This is a genomic window from Aureimonas sp. SK2 (genome assembly GCF_029813115.1).
Classification (GTDB): Bacteria; Pseudomonadota; Alphaproteobacteria; order Rhizobiales; family Rhizobiaceae; genus Aureimonas.
Genome location: NZ_JAPZDS010000008.1, coordinates 45,988 through 67,841 on the forward strand (window position 1 = coordinate 45,988; position 21,854 = coordinate 67,841).

The window sequence follows — 21,854 nt, forward strand, 5'->3', positions numbered from 1 at the left end:
CGGGCGAAGCCTCGCCATGTAATCGTAAGCATGCCAGAAGGGTCGGCGGTCGCTCCGCCGGCCCTTTCTCGTTCCGCATGCCGCCCGATGTTCCAGATCCTCCTCTTCTCGCTCGCGCCGGTCTTCTTCGTCATCGGCCTCGGCTTCGCCGCCGGCCGGCGCGGCTGGGTCGATGCGAAGGCGACCGGCATGCTCGGCGCCTTCGTCGCGCAGTTCGCGTTGCCGATCGCACTTTTCCTGGCGATCGTCACCGCGCCGCGCGAGCTGATCGCGGCCGAACTCGTGCCGACGCTCGCCTATGCCGTCACCTTTCTGGCGGTGCTGGGCCTGACCCTCGTCTTCGCACGCGCCTGGGGCCTGCCTGCGATCACCACTGCGCTCTATGTGCAGACCGTCGGCATGCCCAATCTCGGCGGCATCGGGCTCGGCCTGTTCCAGTCGCTGGAGGGGCCGGGCTCGGAGGTGACGCTCGCCGTCGCCAACCTCGTCGGCACGCTGACGGTGACGCTCTACTGCTTCATGCGTCTGGAGATGCAGGGCGGCGGGCATATCGGCCGGGCCTTCGCCGCGGCCCTCGTCAAGCCGATGACCATCCTGCCGCTGCTCGGCTTCGCGATCGCCTTCGCCGGTCTGCCCTTTCCCGAACTCGGCCTTGCGATGCTGAAGCCGCTGGCCCAGGCGACGGGCGGGGCGGGCCTGTTCCTGACCGGCGTGATCCTCTCGACCCAGCGCCTGCGCCTGTCGCGCGAGAGCCTCCTGGCCGTCGCCTTGTCCAACATCCTGCGCCCGGCCCTGGCGCTCGGGCTCTGCCTCCTCCTGGCCCTCCCGCCGGCCATCGAGGCGCGCATCGTCGTCGCCATGGCGATTCCCGCCGGCTTCGTCGGGACGATCCTGTCGGCGATCTATCGCGAGGGCACGGCGGAATCGGGCGGCGCTCTGGTCGCGACCACCGTCGCCTCGATCGTCACCTTGCCCGTCTGGATCACCGTCGCCGTCTGGCTGACCGGCGCGTGACGGATCAGGCCGCGTCGGAGCGCAGGACGAGGTCGGCCGGGCGGCTCTTCGCCAGGACGAGGCGCATGTTGGGCAGGTCGTTGCCCTCCATCTGGCGCAGCATGGCCTCGGGATCGAGCTGGAAGCCCATCCAGCGCTCGGTGAGCCGCCCGATCAGCACCTCCTCGCTCGCCTCCACCATCACGGTCACGTCGAACAGGGCGGCAAGGTCGCGCCAGCCGGGCTCGTCGAGGAGGAGGTAGTTGCCCTCCGTCAGGACGATGCGGGCCGAGGGCTCGATGATGCGCCCGCCCGCGCGCGCGATCTCGATGGAGCGGTCGAAGACCGGCACCGCCACCTCGCGCCCGTCGTCCGCCCGAAGGCGTTCCAGAGCGGCGCGGTAGCCGTCGAGGTCGAACGTGTGCGGGGCGCCCTTGCGGGGGCGGTGGCCGCGCGCGTTCAGCACCATGTCGTCGTAATGGAAGCCGTCCATCGGGAAGACGTCGGCGACGCCTGCGCGGCGGGCGTTCAGCCGCTCCTTGAGCTGCTCGGCCGTGGTGGACTTGCCCGAGCCCGGCGCGCCGGCGATGGCGACGATCCGACGGCGCTCGCCCTCCTCGCTGAGCAGCGCGTTCGTCAGCCCCGCCAGCGTCACCTGCTCGCCCATGTCTGCCCCCGTGAGAAAAGGTCAGACGGCCTTTGCCTGAAGGCGCGAGGTTTGGCGAGAGGCGTCGAGGCGTTCGGGCTCGAAACCGAGAAGCGCCGCCGGCTCGACATCGGCGAAGACCCGGCCGACGCCGATCAGGATCGGTCGGTCGATGCCGACGCGCCCGACGATCTCGCCGAGCTTTTCCAGCGTGCCGACGGCGCGGATCTCGTCCGGTCGCGACAGGGCTGCGGCGACCGCGACGGGCGTCTCCGCCGGCAGCCCGTGGGCGACGAGCTGTTCGGCGATGCGCGGGGCCATGCGCCCGCCCATGTAGAAGATCGTGGTGGCGTGGTCGTCGGCGAGCGCGCGCCAGTCCATGTCGTCGGGGAAGTCCCCCTTCTGGCTGTGCGCCGTGACGAAGCGCACCTGCTGGGCGCGGTCGCGGTGCGTCAGCGACACGCCGAAGGCGCCGGCGAGCGCCGAGGCCGCCGTGATGCCCGGCACGATGGCGACGGGGATGCCTTGGGCGCGCAGATCCGCGATCTCCTCGCCCGAGCGGCCGAAGACCGAGACGTCGCCGGACTTGAGGCGCACGACATGCTTACCCGCATGCGCGAACTGCGCCATCATGCGGTTGATGTCCTCCTGGCGGCAGCTCTCGCGCCCGCCGCGCTTGCCGACCAGCATGCGCTTGGCCTCGCGGCGGGCGAGCTCCAGGATGTCGTCGGACACGAGGTCGTCGAAGAGGATCACGTCGGCGGCCTGGAGGGCGCGCACGGCTTTGAGCGTCAGAAGCTCGGCGTCGCCGGGGCCGGCGCCGACGAGGGTCACGCGCCCGCCGGCCTGCGGTCGGCTGGCGAGATCGCGCACGAAGGCGCGCGCCTCCAGCTCGGCCGCTTCGTCGGGCGCGCGGCGGGTGAAGGCGTCGTCGGAGAAGCGTTCCCAGAAGGCGCGGCGGGCGGGGCCGGGCGCGAGGCGATCCATCACCTCGGCGCGCACGCGCGCCGCCATCTTCGCCCAGCCGGTGAGGGTGGCCGGCAGCAGCGTCTCGATGCGGCGGCGGATCGCCTGGCCGAGGATCGGCGCCGCGCCGTCCGTCGAGATGCCGACAACGACCGGCGAGCGGTTGACGATCGTGCCGAAGCGGAACTGGCAGAAGGTCGGCTTGTCGATGACGTTGACCGGCACGCCCGCGGCGCGCGCGGCACAGAAGAAGGCCTGCGCTTCCGACTCCCCTTCGCAGTCGGCCACCGCCAGCGAGGCGGCGGGGAACACGTCGAGCGCCCAAGGGCGGTCGTGGTGGCGGATCGCGCCGTCCGGGAAGGGCAGGGCGAGGACGGTGCGCATTTCCTCGCCGATCTCCTCGGCCGGGCAGTAGAGGTCGACCAAGGCGCCGGAGGCCGCCAAGAGCTCGGCCTTCCAGGCCGCGCCGTCGGAGCTGCCGGCCATCACGACGCGCTTCCCCTTCAGGTCGAAGAAGACGGGCAGGGTCGCGAGCTCGGCCATGCGCTGCGGGCGCTGGCGGGCGGAGGCGGCGTCAGACAGGCTGGAGGACACGTCGTTCCGCATCGATCAATCCCTGGATCTCGGTTCTGCAGGAGCCACAATTCGTGCCCGCCCGCAAGCTCTGGCCGATGGCGACGACGCTCGTGCAGCCGCTGCCCACAGCCCTCCTGACGTCGTCCGCCCCGACGCCGAAACAAGAGCAGACCAGCGCGCCGGGGTCCGGCCGGTCCGCGCCCGGGCGTCCGGCGAGGACGCGCGCTCGGGCGGCGGGCTCGAAGGCGGGCGCGCCCAGCAGCGACACGGCGAAGGCGCGCGAGACGGCGACGGGCTCGGGCGAGAGCCAGAGCGCGGCGAGGAGCCGGCCGGTTTCGTCGAAGGCGGCGAGGCGCCGGTGGCCGGTGCGGTCCGCGTAGTCGAGGAGGTCGGCGCCAGGCGCGAGGCCGAGAAGGGCGTGGGGGTCGGGCGCCGCGCCCGACCCCGCCAATTCCAGCCGCCAGCCGCCCGGCGCGCGCGCCTTGGCCCAATAGAGGAGGTCGCCGGCGTCCGGCTCGGCGCGCGAGACGGCGAACCCGTACCAGGAGGCGAACACGCGCCGCAGCGCGGCAGGCACGGCCTTGGATGCGGGCTGGCCCGAGATGGGATCGGTGTGCGCAGGGACCAGCGCGTTGATGCGCGCCGCTCCCGAGAACTGGCCGGTCCAGTGCATGGGGGCGAAGAGGCTGCCGGGTGCCACCCGGTCCGTCAGGAGAGCGCGGAGCGTTGCCGCACCGTGGTCGGTCGAAAGCGCCACGAGGTCGGCCTCGGCGATCCCGAAGCGCGCGGCGTCGTCCGGGTGGATCTCGCAGAAGGGCTCGGCGAGATGGGCGGACAGGCGCGCCGAGCGGCCGGTTCGCGTCATGGTGTGCCACTGGTCGCGGATGCGGCCGGTGTTGAGGACGAACGGATGCTCGGGCGTGACGGCCGGCGCGGGGGCGGGCGCAACGGGGAGGAGCTGGGCGCGGCCGTTCGGCGTGAAGAAGCCGCCGCTTGCGAAGAAGCGCGCCGTCGGCTCGGCCCGGTCGGGCGCCGGCCACTGCACCGGGGCCAGCGCCTCGTAGGCCCCGTCGTCGAGTGCGGAGAGGGCGCCGATGTCGAAGTCGCGCGTGCCTTCGTTCTCGAAGGCGGACAGCGCGGCGTGCTCGCGGAAGATCGCGGCCGCGTTCGGGTAGTCGAAGGCGGCGCCGAAGCCCATGCGCCTTGCCACGTCCTGGATCTGCCACCAGTCCGGCCGCGCTTCGCCGGGGGCGGCCAGGAAGCCGCGCTGGCGCGAGATGCGGCGCTCGGAATTGGTGACCGTGCCGTCCTTCTCTCCCCAGGCGGCGGAGGGGAGGGCGACATGGGCGAAGGGCATCGTGTCCGTGTCGGTCACGACATCGGAGACCACGACGAAGGGGCAGCGGCCGAGCGCGGCGGCGACGCCGTCGGCTTGGGGAAGCGAATCGACGGGATTGGTGCCGATGATCCAGAGCGCGCGCACCCGGCCATCAGCCACAGCATGGAAGAGGTCCACGGCCTTGAGGCCGGGCGTCCCGGCGACGTTCGGCGCATGCCAGAAGCGGCGCACCACGTCGGTGTGAGCGGGGTTGCCGAGGTCCATGTGGGCGGCGAGCTGGTTGGCGAGACCGCCGACCTCGCGCCCGCCCATCGCGTTGGGCTGGCCGGTGACGGAGAAGGGCCCGGCGCCGGGGCGTCCGATGCGGCCCGTGGCGAGATGACAGTTGAGGATCGCCGCGACCTTTTCGGTGCCGCCCGCCGACTGGTTCACGCCCTGGCTGTAGACGGTGACGGTCCTCTCCGTGCGGGCGTAGAGATCGAGGAACTGCCCGAGCCGGTCGGCATCGATCCCGGTCGCCTCGGCCAGGCGTGCGAGGTCGGCGAAGGGGCGGGCGGCATCGAGCGCAGCGTCGAGCCCTTCGGTATGGGCCGCGACGTAATCGCGGTCGATCTCACCGGCCGTCTCGATGGCCGCGAGGCACCCGAGAAACAACGCCGTGTCGCCATCGGCGCGGATCGGCAGATGAAGGTCGGCCTCGCGCGCGCTCGCGGTCTCGCGCGGGTCGACCACGACGAGGCGCATCTCCGGGCGCCTCGATCGCGCCGCCTGGACCCGCTGGAAGAGGACGGGGTGGCACCAGGCGAGGTTGGAGCCGACGAGCACCAGAAGGTCGGCCTCCTCCAGATCCTCGTAGGTGCCGGGCACCGTGTCGGAGCCGAAGGCTTGGCGGTGGCCGGCGACCGAGGAAGCCATGCAAAGGCGCGAATTGGTGTCGATATTGGCCGAGCCGACGAAGCCCTTCATCAGCTTGTTGGCGACGTAGTAGTCCTCGGTGAGGATCTGGCCGGAGACGTAGAGCGCCACCGAATCCGGTCCGTGGTCTCGGATCGTTTCGTTGAAGCGCGCCGCGACGAGATCGAGCGCGGCATCCCAGGACGCGCGCTCGCCCCCGATCGTCGGATGCAGCAGGCGGCGGTCGGGGATTAGCGTTTCCCCGAGCGCCGACCCCTTGGAGCAGAGGCGGCCGAAATTGGCGGGGTGCGCTATGTCGCCGGCGATCGCCACCGTGCCGTCGGCGCGGGGGCTGGCGATCACGCCGCAGCCGACGCCGCAATAGGGGCAGGTGGTGCGGGTCGACCCCGTTTCGGCCAGCGTGTTCATCTCACCACGCGTTGTAGGCGAGGTACTTGCCGCTCATGCGGACCTCGATGCGGTCGCCCTTGGGACTCTCCACCTTCTCGACCTCCATGTGGAAGTCGATCGCGCTCATGATCCCGTTGCCGCACTTCTCCTGGATCAGCTCCTTCAGGGTGTCGCCGTAGACGCCGACGATCTCGTAGAAGCGGTAGACGCAGGGGTCGGTGGGAACACTGCGGTCCCAGACCTTGGTCGGATACTCCGCCAGCGTGACGGCCGCCTCCTGCGGCAGGCCGAGGTTCGTGACGAGGAGGTCGGCCTTGTCGCGCGGCAGGGCGTTCATGCCGAGGCAGGCCGAGGTCGTGAACACCTCGCTCATGCCGATCCCTTCCGCGATCGACGCCCAGGAGAGGCCCGCCTGGCGCTTGCGCTCGTAGACGAGGTCGGTGACGTCCTTCTTCGATAGCATGTTCAGCTCCTATTCCGCCGCCTGTTGGAAGGCTTCAGCCTCGATCAGGATTTCCAGTCCGCCGTCCGCATCGACGCGCACGGGGAAGGTGCGCACCCGCCCCTCGTCCGGCCCCTGCACCACGCCCGTGTCGAGCGCGATCACCTGCGAGTGGAGCGGGCAGGTGACCGAGCCGCCGTGGACGATGCCTTGAGAGAGCGGCCCGCCCTTGTGGGGGCAGCGGTCCTCGGTGGCGAAGACCTTGTCGTCCATCGTGCGGAACACGGCGATCCGGCCGAGGGCCGAGTTCACGCAGCGCGCGCCGCGCCGGGGGATGTCGTCGAGACGCCCGATCGGCGCCCAGTTGCCAGCGTTGCTCATTCTGCGGCCTCGCGGAAGGATGTGAGATCGGCGAGCGGCTTGAACTCGTGGGCGGCGACCCCTTTCGAGGCGCGCTCGGCCCAGGGGTCGACCTGCGCGAACGCTTGCGAGAAGACGAAGCGCTCGAAATAGGCTTGGCGCTTGCCGAGGTCGTCGACGATCGCGGCGCGGATCGAATCCATGCCGACGCGCTTCAGCCACTTGTAGATGCGCTCGAGATAGTGGCCCTGCTCGCGATAGAGCTGGGTGAGCGCCGCGATGACGACGACGGCCTCGTCCTCGGTGTCGACGTGGCACAGAACCTGCGTGCCGTGGATGTCGAGGCCGGCGGCGCCCGCGAAATGGATGTCGTAGCCACTGTCGACGCAGATCACGCCGATGTCCTTGCAGGTCGCCTCGGCGCAGTTCCGCGGGCAGCCCGACACGGCCATCTTGAGCTTGGCCGGGGTCCAGGAGCCCCACATGAACTTCTCCAGCCGGATGCCGAGGCCGGTCGAATCCTGCGTGCCGAAGCGGCACCAGTCGGTGCCGACGCAGGTCTTCACCGTGCGCAGGCCCTTGGCATAGGCCGCGCCCGAGACCATGCCGGCGGCGTTGAGGTCGGCCCAGACGGCGGGCAGGTCCTCCTTCTTCACGCCCAGCATGTCGATACGCTGGCCGCCGGTGCATTTCACGGCCGGGATGTTGAACTTGTCGACGACGTCGGCGATGGCGCGCAGCTCCGACGACGTCGTCATGCCGCCCCACATGCGCGGGACCACGGAATAGGTGCCGTCCTTCTGGATGTTGGCGTGGACGCGCTCGTTGATGAAGCGCGACTGCTTGTCGTCCTGGTACTCGCCGGGCCAGTCGGCGAGGAGATAGTAGTTCAGCGCCGGCCGGCACTTGGCGCAGCCGCAGGAGGTTGTCCACTCCAGCTCCTGCATCACGGCCGGGATGGACTTGAGTTCCTTTGCGATGATCAGCCGGCGCACGTCGCCGTGGCCGAGCGTGGTGCAGCCGCACATCGGCTTGACCGCGTTCGGGTTGAAGGCGTCCCCGAGCGTCAGGCTCATCAGCTGTTCGACGAGGCCGGTGCAGGAGCCGCAGGAGGCGGATGCCTTGGTATGGGCGCGCACGTCGTCGAGGCTGGTCAGGCCCTTCGACGTGATGGCCCCGGTGATCTTGCCCTTGCAGACGCCGTTGCAGCCGCAGATCTCGGCGTCATCGCCCAAGGCTGCAACGGCCGCCATAGGGTCCAGCGGGGACCCTCCCTGGTAGCTCTGGCCGAAGATCAGCGTGTCGCGCATCTCGGCGATGTCGGTGCCCTTCTTCAGAAGGTCCCCGAACCAGCCGCCGTCCGCCGTCTCGCCGTAGAGCACGGCGCCGAGGATGCGGTTGTCCTTGACGACGAGGCGCTTGTAGACGCCGGCCGAGGCGTCGCGCAGCACGATCTCCTCGCGGTCGGGCGCATCGGCGAAATCGCCGACGGAATAGAGGTTGATGCCCGTCACCTTCAGCTTCGTCGGCGTGTCGGAGTGGCGGAAGCCTTGCGCCGGCTGCCCGGCGAGCCGGCGCGCGGCCACTTCCGCCATCTGGTAGAGCGGGGCGACGAGGCCGTAGACGCGCCCGTCGAGCTCGACGCACTCGCCGAGCGCCGAGATGCTCTCGTCGGAGGTGACGAGCTGGTCGTCCACATGGATGCCGCGCCCGACCGCGAGACCGGCGTCCTTCGCGAGGCCCGCGGAAGGACGGATGCCGACGGCCATGACGACGAGGCTCGCCGGGATGACGCGCCCGTCCTTGAGCCTGACGCCCTCCACCTTGTCCGTGCCGAGGACTTCCTCGGTGTTGGCGTTGCAGATCACCTCGATGCCGCGGTTCTCCAGCGCGCGCTGGAGGAGATAGCCGGCGGCGGGGTCGAGCTGGCGCTCCATCAGCGTCGGCATGAGGTGGAGGACGGTGACCTCCAGCCCTTGGGCGCGCAGGCCCGCGGCCGCTTCGAGGCCGAGGAGGCCGCCGCCGATGACGACGGCCTTGGCGCGGGCCTGCGCGGCGAGGATCATCGCGTCGACGTCGTCGAGGTCGCGATAGGCGAGGACGCCCGGAAGGCTGTGGCCGGGGACGGGCGGGATGAAGGGCGTCGAGCCGGTGGCGATGACGAGATGGTCGTAGGGCTCCGTCACGCCCTGGTCCGAAGTGACGGTCTTCGCCGCGCGGTCGATCGCGACGATCCTGTGGCCCTTGTAGAGCGTCACGCCGTGCTGGACGTACCAGCCGTCGCCGTGGATCACGATGTCCTCGAAGCTCTTCTCGCCCGACAGGACGGGGGAGAGCATGATGCGATCGTAGTTCACGCGCGGTTCCGCGTTGAAGATCGTCACCTGATAAGCGCCGGGCGCCAGTTCGAAGAGGTGTTCGAGCATCCGGCCGGGGGCCATGCCGTTGCCGACGACGACGAGTTTCTGGGTCATGGATCTCATCCCGAAACGGAAAGGTTGAGAGGCTGGGCTCTTGTCCCCACGGCGTCGGTGGCGCGGGGACGAGGCGGCGTCACGCGGCTTCGACGAAGCGGTTGCGCTCGTAGAGGAACTTCAGCACCGCCTGGCGGCACTTCAGATAGGTCGGGTCGGTCGCGAGCCTGATGCGGTCGCGCGGGCGGGCGAGCGGCACCGGCAGAATCTCGCCGATCTTCGCCGAGGGGCCGTTGGTCAGCATGACGATGCGGTCCGACAGGAGCACCGCCTCGTCCACGTCGTGGGTGATCATCATCACCGTGGTGCCGAGGTCGGCCTGGATCTGCATGACCTGATCCTGGAGATGGGCTCGCGTCAGGGCGTCGAGCGCGCCGAAGGGCTCGTCGAGGAGGAGAATCTTCGGCTCCATGGCGAGGGCGCGGGCGATGCCGACGCGCTGCTTCATGCCGCCCGAGATCTCCGAGGGACGCTTGTCCTTGGCGTGGCCCATATGGACCAGCTCCAGATTGCGCATCACCCATTCGCGGCGCTCGATCGCGCTCTTCGACTTGGAGAACACCTTGTCGACGGCGAGCGCCACGTTCTCGTAGACCGTGAGCCAGGGCAGGAGCGAATGGTTCTGGAACACGACGCCCCGATCCGGCCCCGGCTGGTCCACCACCTTGTCCTCCAGGAGGACGACGCCCGTGGAGGCCTTCGTCAGGCCCGCCACGATGTTGAGGAGCGTGGACTTGCCGCAGCCGGAATGGCCGATGATCGAGATGTACTCGCCCTTGTCGACCGTCAGATCGATGCCTTTCAGGACGTTGGTGGTCGCGGCGCCCCGCTTGAAGGTCATGTCGACGCCTTCGATGGAGAGGAACGGCTTGGTGCTCATGGGTTTCGCTCCGGTTCTCTGGGGGGGGGGCGTCAGGCGGCGGACGTGCCGCGGGTGACGAGGCGGCCGATGAGCGCCACGATCCGGTCGAGCACGAAGCCGACGAGGCCGACATAGGCGAGGGCGAGGATGATGTCGGAGATGAGGGACGAATTCCAAGCGTCCCAGATGAAGAAGCCGATGCCGACGCCCCCGATCAGCATCTCGGCCGCGACGATAGCGAGCCACGACAGGCCGACGCCGATGCGAAGCCCGGTGAAGATGTAGGGAGCGGCGGCCGGCAGCATGATCTTGGCGAAGAACTCGAAGCCGTTGAGGCGCAGGACCGCCGCCACATTGCGGTAGTCGGCCGGGATGTTGCGCACGCCGACGGCCGTGTTGATGATGATCGGCCAGACCGAGGTGATGAAGATCACGAAGATCGCGGCAGGCTGGCCGTTCTGGAAGGCGGCGAGCGAGAGCGGCAGCCAGGCGAGCGGCGGAACCGTGCGCAGAACCTGGAAGATCGGGTCGAGGCCGCGCATGGCGAGCGTCGACTGGCCGACGAGAACGCCGAGCGAGATGCCGACGGCCACCGCGATGGAATAGCCGACGGCGACGCGCTGGAGGCTCGCCCAGATCTGCCAGCCGAGGCCGACATCGTTGCCCGAATTCACGTAGAACGGGTTGGCGATCAGCTCCCAGCTGTCCGAGATCACCTGGCTCGGCGCGGGAAGCGCCGCGCCGGGATGGGAGCACAGAAGCTCCCAAAGGCCGAGAAGCGCAGCCAGCGTCACGAGGAAGGGTAGGACGTTGGCGGCCGCCTCGCGGGCCCGCCCCCCGAGCGCCGCGCCGACCGGCTTGCGGCGGCGGGGCAGGGTGACGACGGCGGCCGGGGCGGCCGGGGCCGGCGTCTTGGCCAGCGGCAGTTTGGTGACGGTCTGGGACATGGGCAAGCCTCGGGCGCGAGGGATCGGGAAGGGCTCAGGCGATGCGCTTGATCGAGAGGCTCGCGAGGTAGGCGTCCGGGTCGGCCGGATCGAAGCTCTTGCCGTCGAAGAAGGTCTCGACGCCGCGCGAGGTGCCGGCCGGAATGTCTCCTTCCGCGACGCCGAAGTCCTTGGCTGCCGCGCGCCAGATGTCCTCGCGGTTGACGGCCGAGATGAGCGCCGCCTTGTCGATGTCGGGCGCCAGGTAGCCCCAGCGCTGGTCCTCGGTCAGGAACCAGAGGTCGTGGCTCTGGAACGGGTAGGAGGCGTGATCGCGCCAGAACTTCATCACGTGCGGCGAGTTCTCGACCACCGGCTTTCCGTTGCCGTAGTCGTAGGTGCCCTTCAGGCGGTCCACGATGTCGCCCGGCGCCACGTTGAACCACGCGCGCTTGCCGACGATGGAGGCGAGTTCCTCCTTGTTCTCCATGGCGTCGCACCACTGCTGCGCTTCCAGCACCGCCATGGTCAGCGCCTTCGCGGCATTGGGGTTGGCGGCGACCCAGTCGGCGCGCATGGCGAAGCTCTTCTCGGGGTGCTTGGCCCAGAGCTCGCCCGTCGTGATGGCGCTGTAGCCGACGTCCTGGTTGACCATCTGCTCGTGCCAGGGCTCGCCCACGCAGAAGGCGTCCATGGTGTTGACCTTGAGGTTCGCCACCATCTGCGGCGGCGGCACGACGATGGTCTCGACGTCGGAATTCGGGTCGATGCCGGCGGCGGCCAGCCAGTAGCGCATCCAGAGATCGTGCGTGCCGCCGGGGAAGGTGACGGCGACCTTGGACAGGGTGCCGGCCGCCTTCTTGGCCGCGAACGCCTCCTTCAGCACGCCCGCGTCGAGCCCGACATTCTGCGCTCGCAGGCCGGTCGCCACCGAGATGCCCTGGCCGTCGAGGTTGAGGCGGGCGAGGATCTGCATGGGGACGGGCGTCCCTTGCGTAATCGTGCCGGCGCTCATGAGGTAGGGCATGGGGGTGAGGATATGCGCGCCGTCGATGCCCGAACCGGCCGAGCCGAGCACGAGATTGTCGCGCGTCGTGCCCCAGGACGACTGCTTGACGACCTCGACGTCGGGCATCCCGTGCTTGGCGAAGAGGCCCTTTTCCTTGGCGACGATCAGCGGCGAGGCGTCGGTCAGGGCGATGAAGCCGAGGATCGCCTTGGTGGTTTCGGGACCCGCGCCCTGCGCGAAGGCGCCGCCCGGAAAGCTCGCCCCGATCGCCGAGAACAGGGCGGCGGTGCCGGCCGTCGCGGCCGTGCCGAGCAGAAAGCGGCGGCGGTTCAGGGCGGACACGTCGAAGTCGGTCATGGCGATCCTCGGGCGGCAGGGAAGGGCGGAGCGGGGAAATGTCGAAGCTCAAACGACATCGACGCCGCGAACCCGGTGCGCCCATCGCGCCTCGTCCGGCTGGCGATGGATGGCAGGGGGTGCGCGACGTCGATGTCGTCGAGGCTCGGGAGAAGCTCTCGGCCCTGTCGTCCTTGACGGGCCGTATCCTTATCCAACCCCAGACGCGTCCTTTTGCAAAGCACAAATGTACGCCATTGAGGCACGCCTAAAATTTCGGCAGAACCGTTTCAATCTGCTGCCGTCCAGCCGTTTCGGAGGGATGTGCGGGGCCGCGCGATCCGTGATCACGACGCGCAAATGTTGGGCAGGTTCGACACGCCCGCGTGGAGAGCTTCCCGACGGCCCGTCGCCGAGGCTCCCGCCGGCTCAGTCAAGCCTCGTCGCGGGCGGCCTATCTGCCGCCATGCCGGAAAGGTGCGCCTCGATCCGATCGGGGTCGAAGTCCCGCCCGCCGCCCGGCGGCGCGGTCTCGATCCGGCTGTCGGGCAGGCCGTCGGCCCGGCCGGGCAGGGCGGCGCGGTAGATGTCTGGACGGAAGGCATGCGCCGCCCGGCGCGCGCCGTCCTCGTCGAAGGGGTGCTGGCCCCAGCGCGCCATCTGGGCATAGACCCAGAGCGCCTGCGAGCGGCGAGGCAGGTTGGCGCCGTCCGGCTGGAACTCGATGTAGGACGGGATGGTGCGGCGGGTGCCCCCGGCGTCCACCAGGAGGTCGCCGGCAAGGATCGGTTCGAGAAGGGCTGCCCGGACGCCGACATGCGCGGGCTCGGCGAGGATCGTGGCGAGCTCGCCCCGGTTGGCGGGATCGGCGCACCAGCGCGCCGAAGCGTCGAGCGCCGCCAGAAGCCGGTCGGCCGTGTCGCGGTTCTCGCTCCACCAGTCGGGGCGCAGGCCCAGCACCTTTTCCGGCGAGCCCGGCCAGATGTCGGCCTTCACCGCGACGATGCGCCCGATGCCCTCCTCGACCGCCATGACGTTCCAGGGCGCGTTGACGCAGAACCCGTCGATCAGACGCGCGCGCAGGGCATCCGCCGTCATCGGCGGCGGCACGACGGTGAGCGTCACGTCGCGGTCCGGGTCGATCCCGGCCGCGTCCATCCAGAGACGGAACTCGTAGTTGTGGGAGGAGAAGGGATAGGTGACGCCGAAGACGAGCGGCGGCTCGCCGGCCGCGCGGCGGCGTGCCACTTCGCGCGCCAGAGCCTGGCCATGGGCGGCGGCCGTGTCGGGATAGGCATCCGCGCCCATCGCCTCGCGCATGCGCGCCATCAGCGCCACCGACAGCGTGATCGCGTTGCCGCCCTGGCCGAGCGTGAAGGGCACGATGACGGGGTGCGGGTTGGAGCCGAGGCCGAGCTCGCCCGCCACCGCCATCGGCCCCAGCATGTGCGCGACGTCGAACTGCCGGAAGGCGAGCCGGTCGCGGATATTGGACCAGGAGACGTCCCGCGTGAGGTGGAGGCGGAAGCCCTCGCGCCGGTCGAGACCGAGCGCGGAAGCCGCCAGGAGGACGGCCGCGTCCAGAAGCGGGATGAAGCCGGCACGGACGATGCGTTCGGGGGCGGCCATGCTCAGCCCTCCCCGCCGAGAAGGCTGGCCGCGGTGACCAGCGAGCGGGCGATGTCGACGAGCTTCTTCTTCTCGTTCATGGCGGTCTGGCGCATCAGGCGGTAGGCCTCCTCTTCCGACAGGCCCCGCATCCGCATGAGCAGCCCCTTGGCCCGCTCCACGACCTTGCGGTCGGCGAGTTCCGAGCGCGCCTCCATCAGCTCCCGCTCCAGCCGCGAATAGGCCTCGAAGCGCAGGACGGCGGTGTCGAGGATCGGCTTCACCCGTTCCTTCTTGAGGCCGTCCACCACATAGGCCGAGACCCCGGCGGCGATCGCCGCTTCCATCGAATCGGCGTCGGAGCGGTCCACGAACATGGCGATCGGCCGGCGCACCGAACGCGAAACCTGGAAGAAGGCCTCGAGCCGGTCGCGGTTCGGGTTTTCGAGATCGACCACGATCACGTCGGGCCGGAAGGCCTCGATCTCGCGCACGAGCCCTTGCGCATCGGCGACGATATGGACGCGCGCATGGCCCGCCTCGCGCAGGCCTTCCTCGATGATCGCGGCCCGCGCCCGGTTCTCGTCGACGATCAGGACGGCAAGGGCGGGGCGGGGTTCCATGGGCCGAGAGTGGCAAAGGGAGGAGGGCGGCGCAATATCCCGCGCGCCGCCTCTTGTGCAATGCGAGAAGTTCAGCCGCCGTCGGCGGTAAGCTCGACGGACTGGATCCCGGCGACGGCCGCCGCCTCGTCGTTGTCCGACGTATCGCCGGTGATGCCGACGGCGCCCACGACCTTGCCCCCGTCGCGGATCAGGACGCCGCCCGGAACCGGCACGAGCGAGCCGTTCGTCAAGGTGTTCATCGCTCCGATGAAATAGGCCTGCTCCTCGGCGCGCTTCCAGAGGGCCCGCGAGCCCATGCCCATCTGCACCGCGCCGTTCGCCTTGCCGATGGCGATCGCGGGGCGCAGCGGCGAGGCGCCGTCCTCGCGCTCCAGCACCAGGAGGTCGCCGCCTGCGTCCAGGACGGCGACGGTGAGCGGCTTCAGGCCGAGCTCGCGCCCCTTGGCGCGGGCGGCCTCGACGATGCGGCGGGCGGTGTCGAGCGACAGGGCGGTCATGGGCGGGGCTCCTCGTGTTGGGATGCCCTCCCTACAGCATCGGCCCGAAAATCGGTATCGATTTTCGGGAAGCCTGATGCGTAGAATCAATAAGATAGAGCGTCCTTTGTGCGTCCGAACGGACGCACGGCGCTCTAGCGCGGCGCCCCGCCCCGAGGCAAACCGATCACGCGAAGCGGCGGGCGGCGTCGAGCCCGAGGCCGAGGCCGACCGAGCCGAAGGCGTCGGACAGGGCGACGCGCGCTTCCGGGAACCGGGCGGTCGCGGCCTTGGCCACGGCCGGCACCTGCGCGCCGCCGCCGGTCAGGATCACGGTCTGGACGGCGTCCGGCCCGAGGCCGGCCAGCCGGAGCGCCGCCTCGATCGCGCCGTCGATCCGCTGCACCAGCTCGGCCGTCGCCGTCTCGAACTCGCCGCGGCTCACCGGAGCTTCCAGCGTCAGGCCCGACTCGCGCAGGCTGATCGTCGTCGCCTCCTCCTGCGTGAGCTGGATCTTCGCCCTTTCCACCGCGCCGGCCAGCCGGTGCCCGGACCGGTGCGTCAGCATGTGCTCCATGCGCTTCAGCTTCTCCGGCTCGGCCGCTTCCTTGGCGAGCGCGCGGATGTCGGCAAGGACCTTCGGCGTATAGAGCGTGTTGATCCGGTGCCAGGTCGCGAAGTCGTTGAAGTACCAGACGGGCAGGGTCCGCTTGCCGTCGGCTGTGGCCGAGCCGAGGCCGAGCAGCGGCTGCATGCGCGCGATGTTGAGAAGGCGGTCGAAATCCGTGCCGCCGACATGGACGCCCGTCGTGCCGAGAATGTCGTCCGCGCGGTCGGGCCGGCGCGCCCGCTCCGGGCCGAGGCGCAGGATCGAGAAGTCGGACGTGCCGCCGCCGATATCGACCACGAGCGCGACCTGTTCGGCGTTCATCCCACTCTCGAAGTAGAGCGCGGCCGCCACCGGCTCGTACTGGAACTCGACATGGGCAAAGCCTTGCGCGCGGGCCGCCGAGGCGAGCTGGTCCTCGGCCTCCCGGTCGGCCGCGTCGCTCTCGTCCACGAAGCGGACGGGGCGGCCGAGCACGATCCTGTCGGCCGGCTCGCCCGTCTCGCGCTCCAGCTTTTCGCGCAGGTGCCGCAGAAAGCGCCCGATCAGCGCCTCGAAGCTCATGCGCTCGCGCCCGACCTGCGTCGTCTCCTTCATCAGCGACGAGCCGAGGATGCTTTTGAGCGCGCGCATGAAGCGACCTTCCGCCCCGTCGACATATTCGAACACGGCGCGCCGCCCGAAATAGGTCTGCCCGTCCTCCAGCGAGAAGAACAAGGCGGAAGGGATCGTCAGGTGCTCGCCTTCCACGGGCAGGAGCCGCGGCGCGCCGCCGGGCGCGCAGAGGGAGAGAGTCGAATTGGTCGTGCCGAAGTCGAGGCCGGCGAAACTGGCGGACATGGAAGGGGGCTCGCGAAAAACGGCGTCGCCACCTCGCTCGAACGAGGCGCCGGGACGGGGGAGGGGGCGGGGCGGTCCCTCTAGCCCATCGACCGGTCGAAGGAAAGAGGGCGCGGTCCCGCGCCCCGTCAGTTCGCCTCGGGCTTGCGGTACTGCTCGCCGATCCGCCCGAACTCGCCCTGAAGGCGCCCGAGCGCGATCTGGAGCGGATAGAGGCCTATCAGCAGCGAGCGCTGCCGCAGCGTCTGGACGATGGCCCGGGGCGGGGCGGCCAGAAGCAGCGCCGCCGTCTTGGCGGCCGAACGCAGGCGCCCCTCGCGCCGCCGCTGGATCTCGCTCGACAGGGCGCCGTTGCGCAGGGACCGCGCGTGGATCCAGGACCATTCCTTGCGCCGGGCGGGCACCGTCTCGGCCACGGGCGCCTCCGCGCACCAGCCGAAGCGCGCCCCCTGAAGCGCGGCGCGCGAGAAGAAGTCCGAATCGCCCCCGCCGGTGAAGTTGAAGGCGGTGTCGAACATCGGATCGCCCATGCGCTCGATAAGCGCGCGGGACAGGCAGAGATTGCCGGAGGAGTAGAGGATCTGCACGGTGCCCGTGGCCGCGTAGGGCGGCCGGAACACCGGGTGCCGCGCCAGCGCCTCGCCGCCGCCGCCCTCGAAGACCGGCACCTGCGGCCCCCCCACGACATCGACGCCGAGCCGCTCCAGCGTTCCCGCCATCCGTTCGACCCAGGCCGGGCCCGCCGCCTCGTCGTCGTCGATCACGAGGCAATGTCGCATGGCCGGGAACTCGGCCAAGGCCGTCGAGAAACCGGCATTGTAGGCCGAGCAGTTCCCCCGCTCGTGCGCGACCAGGATCAGGCCTGGGATCGCGCCATCCTCGAACAGCGCGCGGGCGGCATGGAGCCCCTCGCGCCCTTCGGCGTCGTTCTCCATCACGATCACGGCAAGACGCCGTCCGGTTTCCTGCGCCCGCAGGGAGGCGAGCGTGCGCAGGAGCCCTTCCGGCCGGCGGAAGGTGGGCAGGATCGCCAACGCGTCGAAGCCCTCCGGCGGGTGGGGCGAGCGGGCTTCGATAGTGACGCTAGGGGAGAAGGGGGCGGAAGCGGACATGACATGTCTCTAACGCCGGAGTGTTGAAGATCCGGCGAACGCCACACGGGAAACTTGCGGCTTTGACGAAATCGCAAGGGGCGGGATGCGAGGGTGGGGATTGAACAGGACAGAGCCGAACCGCCGATGCATATCCTTTTCGTGACATCGCTTCTGCCCGAGCGGGAACCGGCGACCGGATTCGAGATCGCCAACCGCGCGATCGTCTCGGCCTACCGGGCGGCGGGCGCGGCGGTGACGGTGGCGGGCTTTCGTCGGCCCGGCGCAGACCGGCCGGCCGAGCCGCACGTGGATCTCGGCGAACTCGCCATCGAGAACGCCGGTGCCGGTGCCGTCCGCAAGATCGGATGGGTCCTGGCGGCGTTGCGCTCCGGCCTGCCGGTCGGGGCGGGCAAGCTCCGGGTGATGCCAGAACGCGACCTTCTCCACCGGCTGGCCGCCGCCGGCCCGTTCGACGCCGTGGTCCTCTCGGCCGCCCAGCTTCCGGTCGCCTTTCCCGGCCTCCTTCAGCTCGCGGTCCCGATCTTCGTCGCTCACAACGTGGAGCATCTGTCGGCCGCCGAGATGAGCCGCAGCGCGTCCGGCCTTGGGACGCGCCTCCTCTACGGCCGGGAGGCGCGGCTTCTCCGGGCGGCGGAAGCGCGGCTGTGCGCCGAGGCGCGGGTGATCCACAGCCTAGCGGCCGCCGATGCCGAGCGGCTCGGCCTCAAGGGCGACCCCCGTTCGCTTCCGCTCAGCCTCAGCGTCGGGCGGGGCGTCGCGCCCCATGACGAAGGGCGGCGGGACTTCGACGTCGTGATGATCGGAACCTGGAGCTGGGCGCCCAATCGCCTCGGCCTCGACTGGTTCGCCGCCGAGGTCGCGCCGCGCCTCGACCCCGAGATCCGCCTCGGCATCGCCGGGCGCTTCGACGGCGCGCCGCCGTCCGCGCCCGCCTCTGTCGAATTTCTCGGCCGCGTGCCGGACGCGCAGGCCTTTCTCCGGTCCGGCCGCGTCGTGGCGCTCGCCACGCGCGGCGGCACCGGGGTCCAGCTCAAGACCATCGAGACCCTGGAAGAGGGCATGCCGGCCGTCGCCACGCCCTCCGCCCTTCGCGGCATCGGCGCGGCGCTGCCCGGCAACGTGCGCGTGTCCGACGATCCGCAAGGGTTCGCCGATGCGCTGGCGGATCTCGTGCGCCGCGAGCGGGCCGGCGAGCCGCTGCGCCTCGACGGGCGCGCCTTCGCCGAGCGCCAGCGCGCCGACCTCGAACGCGGCGTGCGCGCCGGGCTCGCCCTGATCGGGCTGGCCCGTGCGCCCGGCCGCTCCATCGATCCAATCCCGGAGGCCCTCGCGTCATGATCGAACCCGCGCCCTTGCCGCAGGTCGCCGAAGCGGTCGTCCCCGTCCCCCATGTCGCGCCGGCACCTCTGCCGGTGCGGCGCCTCGGTGCGCTCGATGTCGTGGTGGCGACCGGCGAGGAGGTGATCTCGCGCATCGACGCGGCGCTTGCCGAGCGCACGCGGCTCGCCGTCGCCTTCGTCAACGCCCATTGCGTCAACGTGTCCCTGGCGGATGCGGCCTACAGTGCGGTGATGGCCGACATGCTGTGCCTGGCCGACGGCGTCGGCGTGGATGTCGGCTCGCGCATGCTTTACGGCGAGCCTTTCCCGGAGAATCTCAACGGCACCGACTTCCTGCCCCGTTTCCTGAAGGAAACCCGGCACACGCTGCGGGTGGGCATCGTCGGCGGCGAGCCGGGCATCGCCGATCGGGCCGCCGAGCGCTTCGGCGAGACGTTTCCCCAGCACCGCTTCATCGCCGCCGCGCACGGCTACTTCTCCGAAGGCACGGAGACCGATCAGGTTCTCGACTGGATCCGGCTCTCGCGGCTGGACGTGCTTCTGGTCGGCATCGGCGTGCCGCGCCAGGAACTCTTCATCGCGCGGCATATCGGCGAACGCGAGGCGCCGGTGAGCTTCGCCGTGGGGGCGCTTCTCGACTTCACCGCCGGCAAGGTGGCCCGCGCGCCGGCCTTCGTGCGGCGTATCCGAGTCGAATGGGTGTGGCGGCTGATGATCGAGCCGCGGCGGCTCGCCAAGCGCTATCTCGCGGGCAATCCGGCCTTTCTGGCGCGCATCGCCCGCCAGCGCCTGCGCAAGTAGGCGCCATGCGCTTCGCGCTCGTCACCTCCAGCTACCGGGGCGACCTGGAGCGCTGCCGCCTCCTGTGCGACAGCATCGACCGCTTCGTCAGCGGCCATAGCTGCCATTACATCCTGGTCGAGGCGCGCGACCTCGCGCTGTTCCGACCGCTGGAGGGCGAAAAGCGCAAGATCGTCTCCGAGCGCGACCTCCTGCCCTGGTGGCTGCGACCGGTGAGGCACCCGCGCAAGGCGGGCCGCCGGCTCTGGCTGCATCCTTTCGGCTTGCCGCTGCACGGCTGGCACGTCCAGCAGCTGCGCCGGTTCGCCATGGCGGCGGCGATGGAGGAGGAGGCGATGGTGTCTCTGGATTCCGACGTCGTCTTCGTGAAGCCGTTCCGCATCGGCGAGTTCGAGAGCGGTGGGCGCGTCGCCTTCTATCGCGAGCCCGGCGGCATGAGCCGCGTCCTGCCGCATCTGAAAGCCGAGCACGAGGTCTGGACGCGCCGCGCCGACAGGCTGATCGGCGCGGGCGACGCGTCCCCCGTCGACACGACCTACATCGCCACGCTGATCGCCTGGCGGCGCGATACGGTGCGCGACCTTCTCCGACGCGTGGCCGCGGTCGCCCGGCGCCCGGCCATGGTCGCGCTCGTCGCCTCGCGCGCCCTGTCGGAATGCACGATCTATGGCCGCTTCGTGGATGCGGTGGAAGGCCGGCCCGATCGCCACTTGCCCGAATCGCGCCAGCGCTGCGCCGTCTACTGGGACGGCCCGCCGCTGGACGAGCAAGGCCTCTCGGATTTCCTGGCGGGCTTGGCGCCGGATCAGGTCGCGGTCGGTCTCCAGTCCTTCACCGGCACCGACCCGGCGCTGATCCGTCGCGCCGCCGGACTCTGACCCGCAGCTCAGGCGGGCCGGGCGATCGGCGCGCGGCGCATGTCGAGCGCCATATAGGTGGCCATGGCGGAGGCGAGCCAGAGCGCGGCGAAGACGCCGTTCAGCCCCAGCACCCACTGCGTATCCCCCGACGCCTGCCCGCCGCCCAGCACCAGCGTCAGGAGGCCGCCCTTCATCAGGGTCAGGAAGGCGAGGATCGTGGCACGCACGCCGGTCCGCCCGCGCGCATAGAGAAGCTCCCCCTGGTATTCCACGAGGTTGCGGAAGGCCGGCACCAGAAGCGCCATGAGAACGAGCGGCGCGGCGTCCGCGACGTTCGTGCCGAGCAGCGTCGGGCGGATGTGGAGGACAAGGCCGAGCGCAGCGAGACCGCCGGCCGAAACGAGCGCGATGCCGGCCTCGACGCCCCAGCGCACGCGCCAGGAGTCCAGCCGGTCCGGCTGTCGCATCAGCGTCTGCACCACCATCATGTTGAACGAGCGCACGGGCAGGGCCGTCAGGTCCACGAGCCGCATCAGCATGGCGTAGAGGCCGGCGACATGCGGGCCGCCGAGTGAGAGGACCAGAAGCTTGTCGAGTTCGGACTGGAGATAGAACAGGACCTCGGCCCCCGCCACGGCCAGGCTGTCGGCCGCCCGGCGACGGTAGAGGTCCGGACGCCAGCGCAGGCGCTGGCGGGGGTAGAGGAAGAGAATGCCGCCGAGCGCCGCCGTGCCGTTGGCGGCGAGGTAGAACAGGCTCCAGACGGCCAGTCCCCCGTCCCGCCCGGCGCTCGCCGCGAACAGGAGGGCGGCGGCCGCCTTGGCTCCCGTGCCCGCCACCACGAGGACGGAGGCCCGCCCGAAGCGGTTCATGCCGTTGTTGACGATGCACACGACCTCGAGCGCCCGCCAGCAGACAACTTCCGCGGCGACGATCGCGGCAAAGGGGCCGGGCGCCATGTCGCCGGCAAAGACGCCGAGAAAGAACAGGAGGCCGCCGAGCGCCACGAGCGGCAGGGAGGCGACGAAGGCCGCCAGGAGCCCCGCCGTGTAGGTGCCGATGAGATGCGGCTTGCGGGTGGCCGAGCGGTAGAGCGGCGAGACGAAGCCGAGACCGGCGATGCGCGACAGGACGATGCCGGTGGCCGAAGCGGTGGCGAACAGGCCGAACTCCGACACGGACAGGACGTTGGCGACGGCCGTGAAATAGGCGAGCGACAGGACGAGCCGGCCGCCCGAGCCGCCGAGGAGCTTGGCGTAGTCGCGCGCGACGTTCAGCTTTGCTTCAAGACTTCCTGTCAGGACTCCAGGTCGTCGCATCGAGGCACCGGGGCAGCGGACGAGATGA

At 70.4% G+C, this 21,854-nt stretch carries 19 protein-coding genes; 4 read left to right on the forward strand and 15 right to left on the reverse strand.

Translation table 11 applies throughout. From position 1 onward, the window contains the following. Positions 1–87: 87 nt before the first annotated feature. Positions 88–1,014: an AEC family transporter gene (locus O5O54_RS11685; protein ID WP_279481921.1), complete on the forward strand. Its 927-nt coding sequence runs from the start codon at positions 88–90 to the stop codon at positions 1,012–1,014. 4 nt (positions 1,015–1,018) lie between these two features. Here O5O54_RS11685 and O5O54_RS11690 read toward each other — a convergent pair whose 3' ends face one another. From O5O54_RS11690 to O5O54_RS11755, 14 genes are all read right to left on the reverse strand, one after another. Beyond that, on the reverse strand, positions 1,019–1,660 hold the full coding sequence (locus O5O54_RS11690; RefSeq protein WP_279481922.1) for a nucleoside triphosphate hydrolase: 642 nt from the start codon (positions 1,658–1,660) through the stop codon (positions 1,019–1,021). Positions 1,661–1,681: 21 nt separating this feature from the next. Beyond that, positions 1,682–3,148 carry a siroheme synthase CysG gene (gene cysG, locus O5O54_RS11695; RefSeq protein WP_407061700.1) on the reverse strand — a complete coding sequence of 489 codons (1,467 nt, stop codon included), beginning with the start codon at positions 3,146–3,148 and terminating at the stop codon, positions 1,682–1,684. Positions 3,149–3,179: 31 nt separating this feature from the next. Further along, positions 3,180–5,843 carry a nitrate reductase gene (locus O5O54_RS11700; protein WP_279481925.1) on the reverse strand — a complete coding sequence of 888 codons (2,664 nt, stop codon included), beginning with the start codon at positions 5,841–5,843 and terminating at the stop codon, positions 3,180–3,182. A gap of 1 nt (position 5,844) precedes the next feature. Continuing rightward, positions 5,845–6,288, reverse strand: a complete 444-nt coding sequence (cynS, locus tag O5O54_RS11705; protein ID WP_279481928.1) for a cyanase — start codon at positions 6,286–6,288, stop codon at positions 5,845–5,847. Between the two features lie 9 nt (positions 6,289–6,297). Continuing rightward, positions 6,298–6,648, reverse strand: coding sequence for a nitrite reductase small subunit NirD (gene nirD, locus O5O54_RS11710; RefSeq protein ID WP_279481930.1), 351 nt, complete (start codon positions 6,646–6,648; stop codon positions 6,298–6,300). Continuing rightward, the gene (nirB, locus tag O5O54_RS11715) at positions 6,645–9,101 is read right to left on the reverse strand and encodes a nitrite reductase large subunit NirB (RefSeq protein WP_279481932.1); all 2,457 of its coding nucleotides are present in this window, start codon (positions 9,099–9,101) and stop codon (positions 6,645–6,647) included. The genes nirD and nirB overlap by 4 nt, the downstream gene beginning before the upstream one ends. A gap of 79 nt (positions 9,102–9,180) precedes the next feature. After that, complete coding sequence (locus O5O54_RS11720) at positions 9,181–9,942, reverse strand: ABC transporter ATP-binding protein (RefSeq protein ID WP_407061701.1); 762 nt, start codon at positions 9,940–9,942, stop codon at positions 9,181–9,183. Positions 9,943–10,013: 71 nt separating this feature from the next. Next, positions 10,014–10,910 carry a nitrate ABC transporter permease gene (gene ntrB / locus O5O54_RS11725; RefSeq protein ID WP_279481936.1) on the reverse strand — a complete coding sequence of 299 codons (897 nt, stop codon included), beginning with the start codon at positions 10,908–10,910 and terminating at the stop codon, positions 10,014–10,016. A 34-nt stretch (positions 10,911–10,944) separates the two neighbouring features. Continuing rightward, positions 10,945–12,255, reverse strand: a complete 1,311-nt coding sequence (locus O5O54_RS11730) for a CmpA/NrtA family ABC transporter substrate-binding protein (protein ID WP_279481938.1) — start codon at positions 12,253–12,255, stop codon at positions 10,945–10,947. A gap of 408 nt (positions 12,256–12,663) precedes the next feature. After that, entirely contained in the window at positions 12,664–13,863 is a 1,200-nt protein-coding gene (locus O5O54_RS11735) for a CmpA/NrtA family ABC transporter substrate-binding protein (protein WP_279481940.1), read from the reverse strand. A gap of 2 nt (positions 13,864–13,865) precedes the next feature. After that, a complete protein-coding gene (locus tag O5O54_RS11740; RefSeq protein ID WP_279481945.1) occupies positions 13,866–14,465 on the reverse strand; it encodes an ANTAR domain-containing response regulator in 600 nt (199 codons plus the stop codon). Between the two features lie 71 nt (positions 14,466–14,536). Next, the gene (locus O5O54_RS11745) at positions 14,537–14,965 is read right to left on the reverse strand and encodes a heme-binding protein (RefSeq protein WP_279481947.1); all 429 of its coding nucleotides are present in this window, start codon (positions 14,963–14,965) and stop codon (positions 14,537–14,539) included. Between the two features lie 166 nt (positions 14,966–15,131). Further along, entirely contained in the window at positions 15,132–16,391 is a 1,260-nt protein-coding gene (locus O5O54_RS11750) for an Hsp70 family protein (RefSeq protein ID WP_279481949.1), read from the reverse strand. A gap of 128 nt (positions 16,392–16,519) precedes the next feature. Beyond that, positions 16,520–17,503 (reverse strand): glycosyltransferase family 2 protein, encoded by a 984-nt coding sequence (locus O5O54_RS11755; RefSeq protein WP_279481951.1) that lies wholly within the window; start codon positions 17,501–17,503, stop codon positions 16,520–16,522. Positions 17,504–17,629: 126 nt separating this feature from the next. On the opposite strand from O5O54_RS11755, the gene O5O54_RS11760 reads away from it, so the two are divergent. The 3 genes from O5O54_RS11760 to O5O54_RS11770 are packed head-to-tail and all read left to right on the forward strand — an operon-like array spanning position 17,630 to position 20,525. Next, positions 17,630–18,844, forward strand: a complete 1,215-nt coding sequence (locus O5O54_RS11760) for a glycosyltransferase (RefSeq protein WP_279481953.1) — start codon at positions 17,630–17,632, stop codon at positions 18,842–18,844. Continuing rightward, positions 18,841–19,647 (forward strand): WecB/TagA/CpsF family glycosyltransferase, encoded by an 807-nt coding sequence (locus tag O5O54_RS11765; protein WP_279481956.1) that lies wholly within the window; start codon positions 18,841–18,843, stop codon positions 19,645–19,647. The genes O5O54_RS11760 and O5O54_RS11765 overlap by 4 nt, the downstream gene beginning before the upstream one ends. Positions 19,648–19,652: 5 nt before the next feature. Continuing rightward, positions 19,653–20,525, forward strand: a complete 873-nt coding sequence (locus O5O54_RS11770; RefSeq protein ID WP_279481958.1) for a DUF6492 family protein — start codon at positions 19,653–19,655, stop codon at positions 20,523–20,525. Between the two features lie 8 nt (positions 20,526–20,533). Here the strand turns inward: O5O54_RS11770 and O5O54_RS11775 are convergent, their stop codons facing one another. Next, entirely contained in the window at positions 20,534–21,826 is a 1,293-nt protein-coding gene (locus O5O54_RS11775) for a lipopolysaccharide biosynthesis protein (RefSeq protein ID WP_279481960.1), read from the reverse strand. Between the last annotated feature and the right edge of the window lie 28 nt (positions 21,827–21,854).

Coding starts and splice junctions, on each gene's coding strand:
- O5O54_RS11685 (WP_279481921.1), top strand. CDS start 88: ATGTTCCAGATCCTCCTCTTCTCGCTCGCGCCGGTCTTCTTCGTCATC.
- O5O54_RS11690 (WP_279481922.1), bottom strand. CDS start 1,660: ATGGGCGAGCAGGTGACGCTGGCGGGGCTGACGAACGCGCTGCTCAGC.
- cysG (WP_407061700.1), bottom strand. CDS start 3,148: ATGGCCGAGCTCGCGACCCTGCCCGTCTTCTTCGACCTGAAGGGGAAG.
- O5O54_RS11700 (WP_279481925.1), bottom strand. CDS start 5,843: ATGAACACGCTGGCCGAAACGGGGTCGACCCGCACCACCTGCCCCTAT.
- cynS (WP_279481928.1), bottom strand. CDS start 6,288: ATGCTATCGAAGAAGGACGTCACCGACCTCGTCTACGAGCGCAAGCGC.
- nirD (WP_279481930.1), bottom strand. CDS start 6,648: ATGAGCAACGCTGGCAACTGGGCGCCGATCGGGCGTCTCGACGACATC.
- nirB (WP_279481932.1), bottom strand. CDS start 9,101: ATGACCCAGAAACTCGTCGTCGTCGGCAACGGCATGGCCCCCGGCCGG.
- O5O54_RS11720 (WP_407061701.1), bottom strand. CDS start 9,942: ATGACCTTCAAGCGGGGCGCCGCGACCACCAACGTCCTGAAAGGCATC.
- ntrB (WP_279481936.1), bottom strand. CDS start 10,910: ATGTCCCAGACCGTCACCAAACTGCCGCTGGCCAAGACGCCGGCCCCG.
- O5O54_RS11730 (WP_279481938.1), bottom strand. CDS start 12,255: ATGACCGACTTCGACGTGTCCGCCCTGAACCGCCGCCGCTTTCTGCTC.
- O5O54_RS11735 (WP_279481940.1), bottom strand. CDS start 13,863: ATGGCCGCCCCCGAACGCATCGTCCGTGCCGGCTTCATCCCGCTTCTG.
- O5O54_RS11740 (WP_279481945.1), bottom strand. CDS start 14,465: ATGGAACCCCGCCCCGCCCTTGCCGTCCTGATCGTCGACGAGAACCGG.
- O5O54_RS11745 (WP_279481947.1), bottom strand. CDS start 14,965: ATGACCGCCCTGTCGCTCGACACCGCCCGCCGCATCGTCGAGGCCGCC.
- O5O54_RS11750 (WP_279481949.1), bottom strand. CDS start 16,391: ATGTCCGCCAGTTTCGCCGGCCTCGACTTCGGCACGACCAATTCGACT.
- O5O54_RS11755 (WP_279481951.1), bottom strand. CDS start 17,503: ATGTCCGCTTCCGCCCCCTTCTCCCCTAGCGTCACTATCGAAGCCCGC.
- O5O54_RS11760 (WP_279481953.1), top strand. CDS start 17,630: ATGCATATCCTTTTCGTGACATCGCTTCTGCCCGAGCGGGAACCGGCG.
- O5O54_RS11765 (WP_279481956.1), top strand. CDS start 18,841: ATGATCGAACCCGCGCCCTTGCCGCAGGTCGCCGAAGCGGTCGTCCCC.
- O5O54_RS11770 (WP_279481958.1), top strand. CDS start 19,653: ATGCGCTTCGCGCTCGTCACCTCCAGCTACCGGGGCGACCTGGAGCGC.
- O5O54_RS11775 (WP_279481960.1), bottom strand. CDS start 21,826: ATGCGACGACCTGGAGTCCTGACAGGAAGTCTTGAAGCAAAGCTGAAC.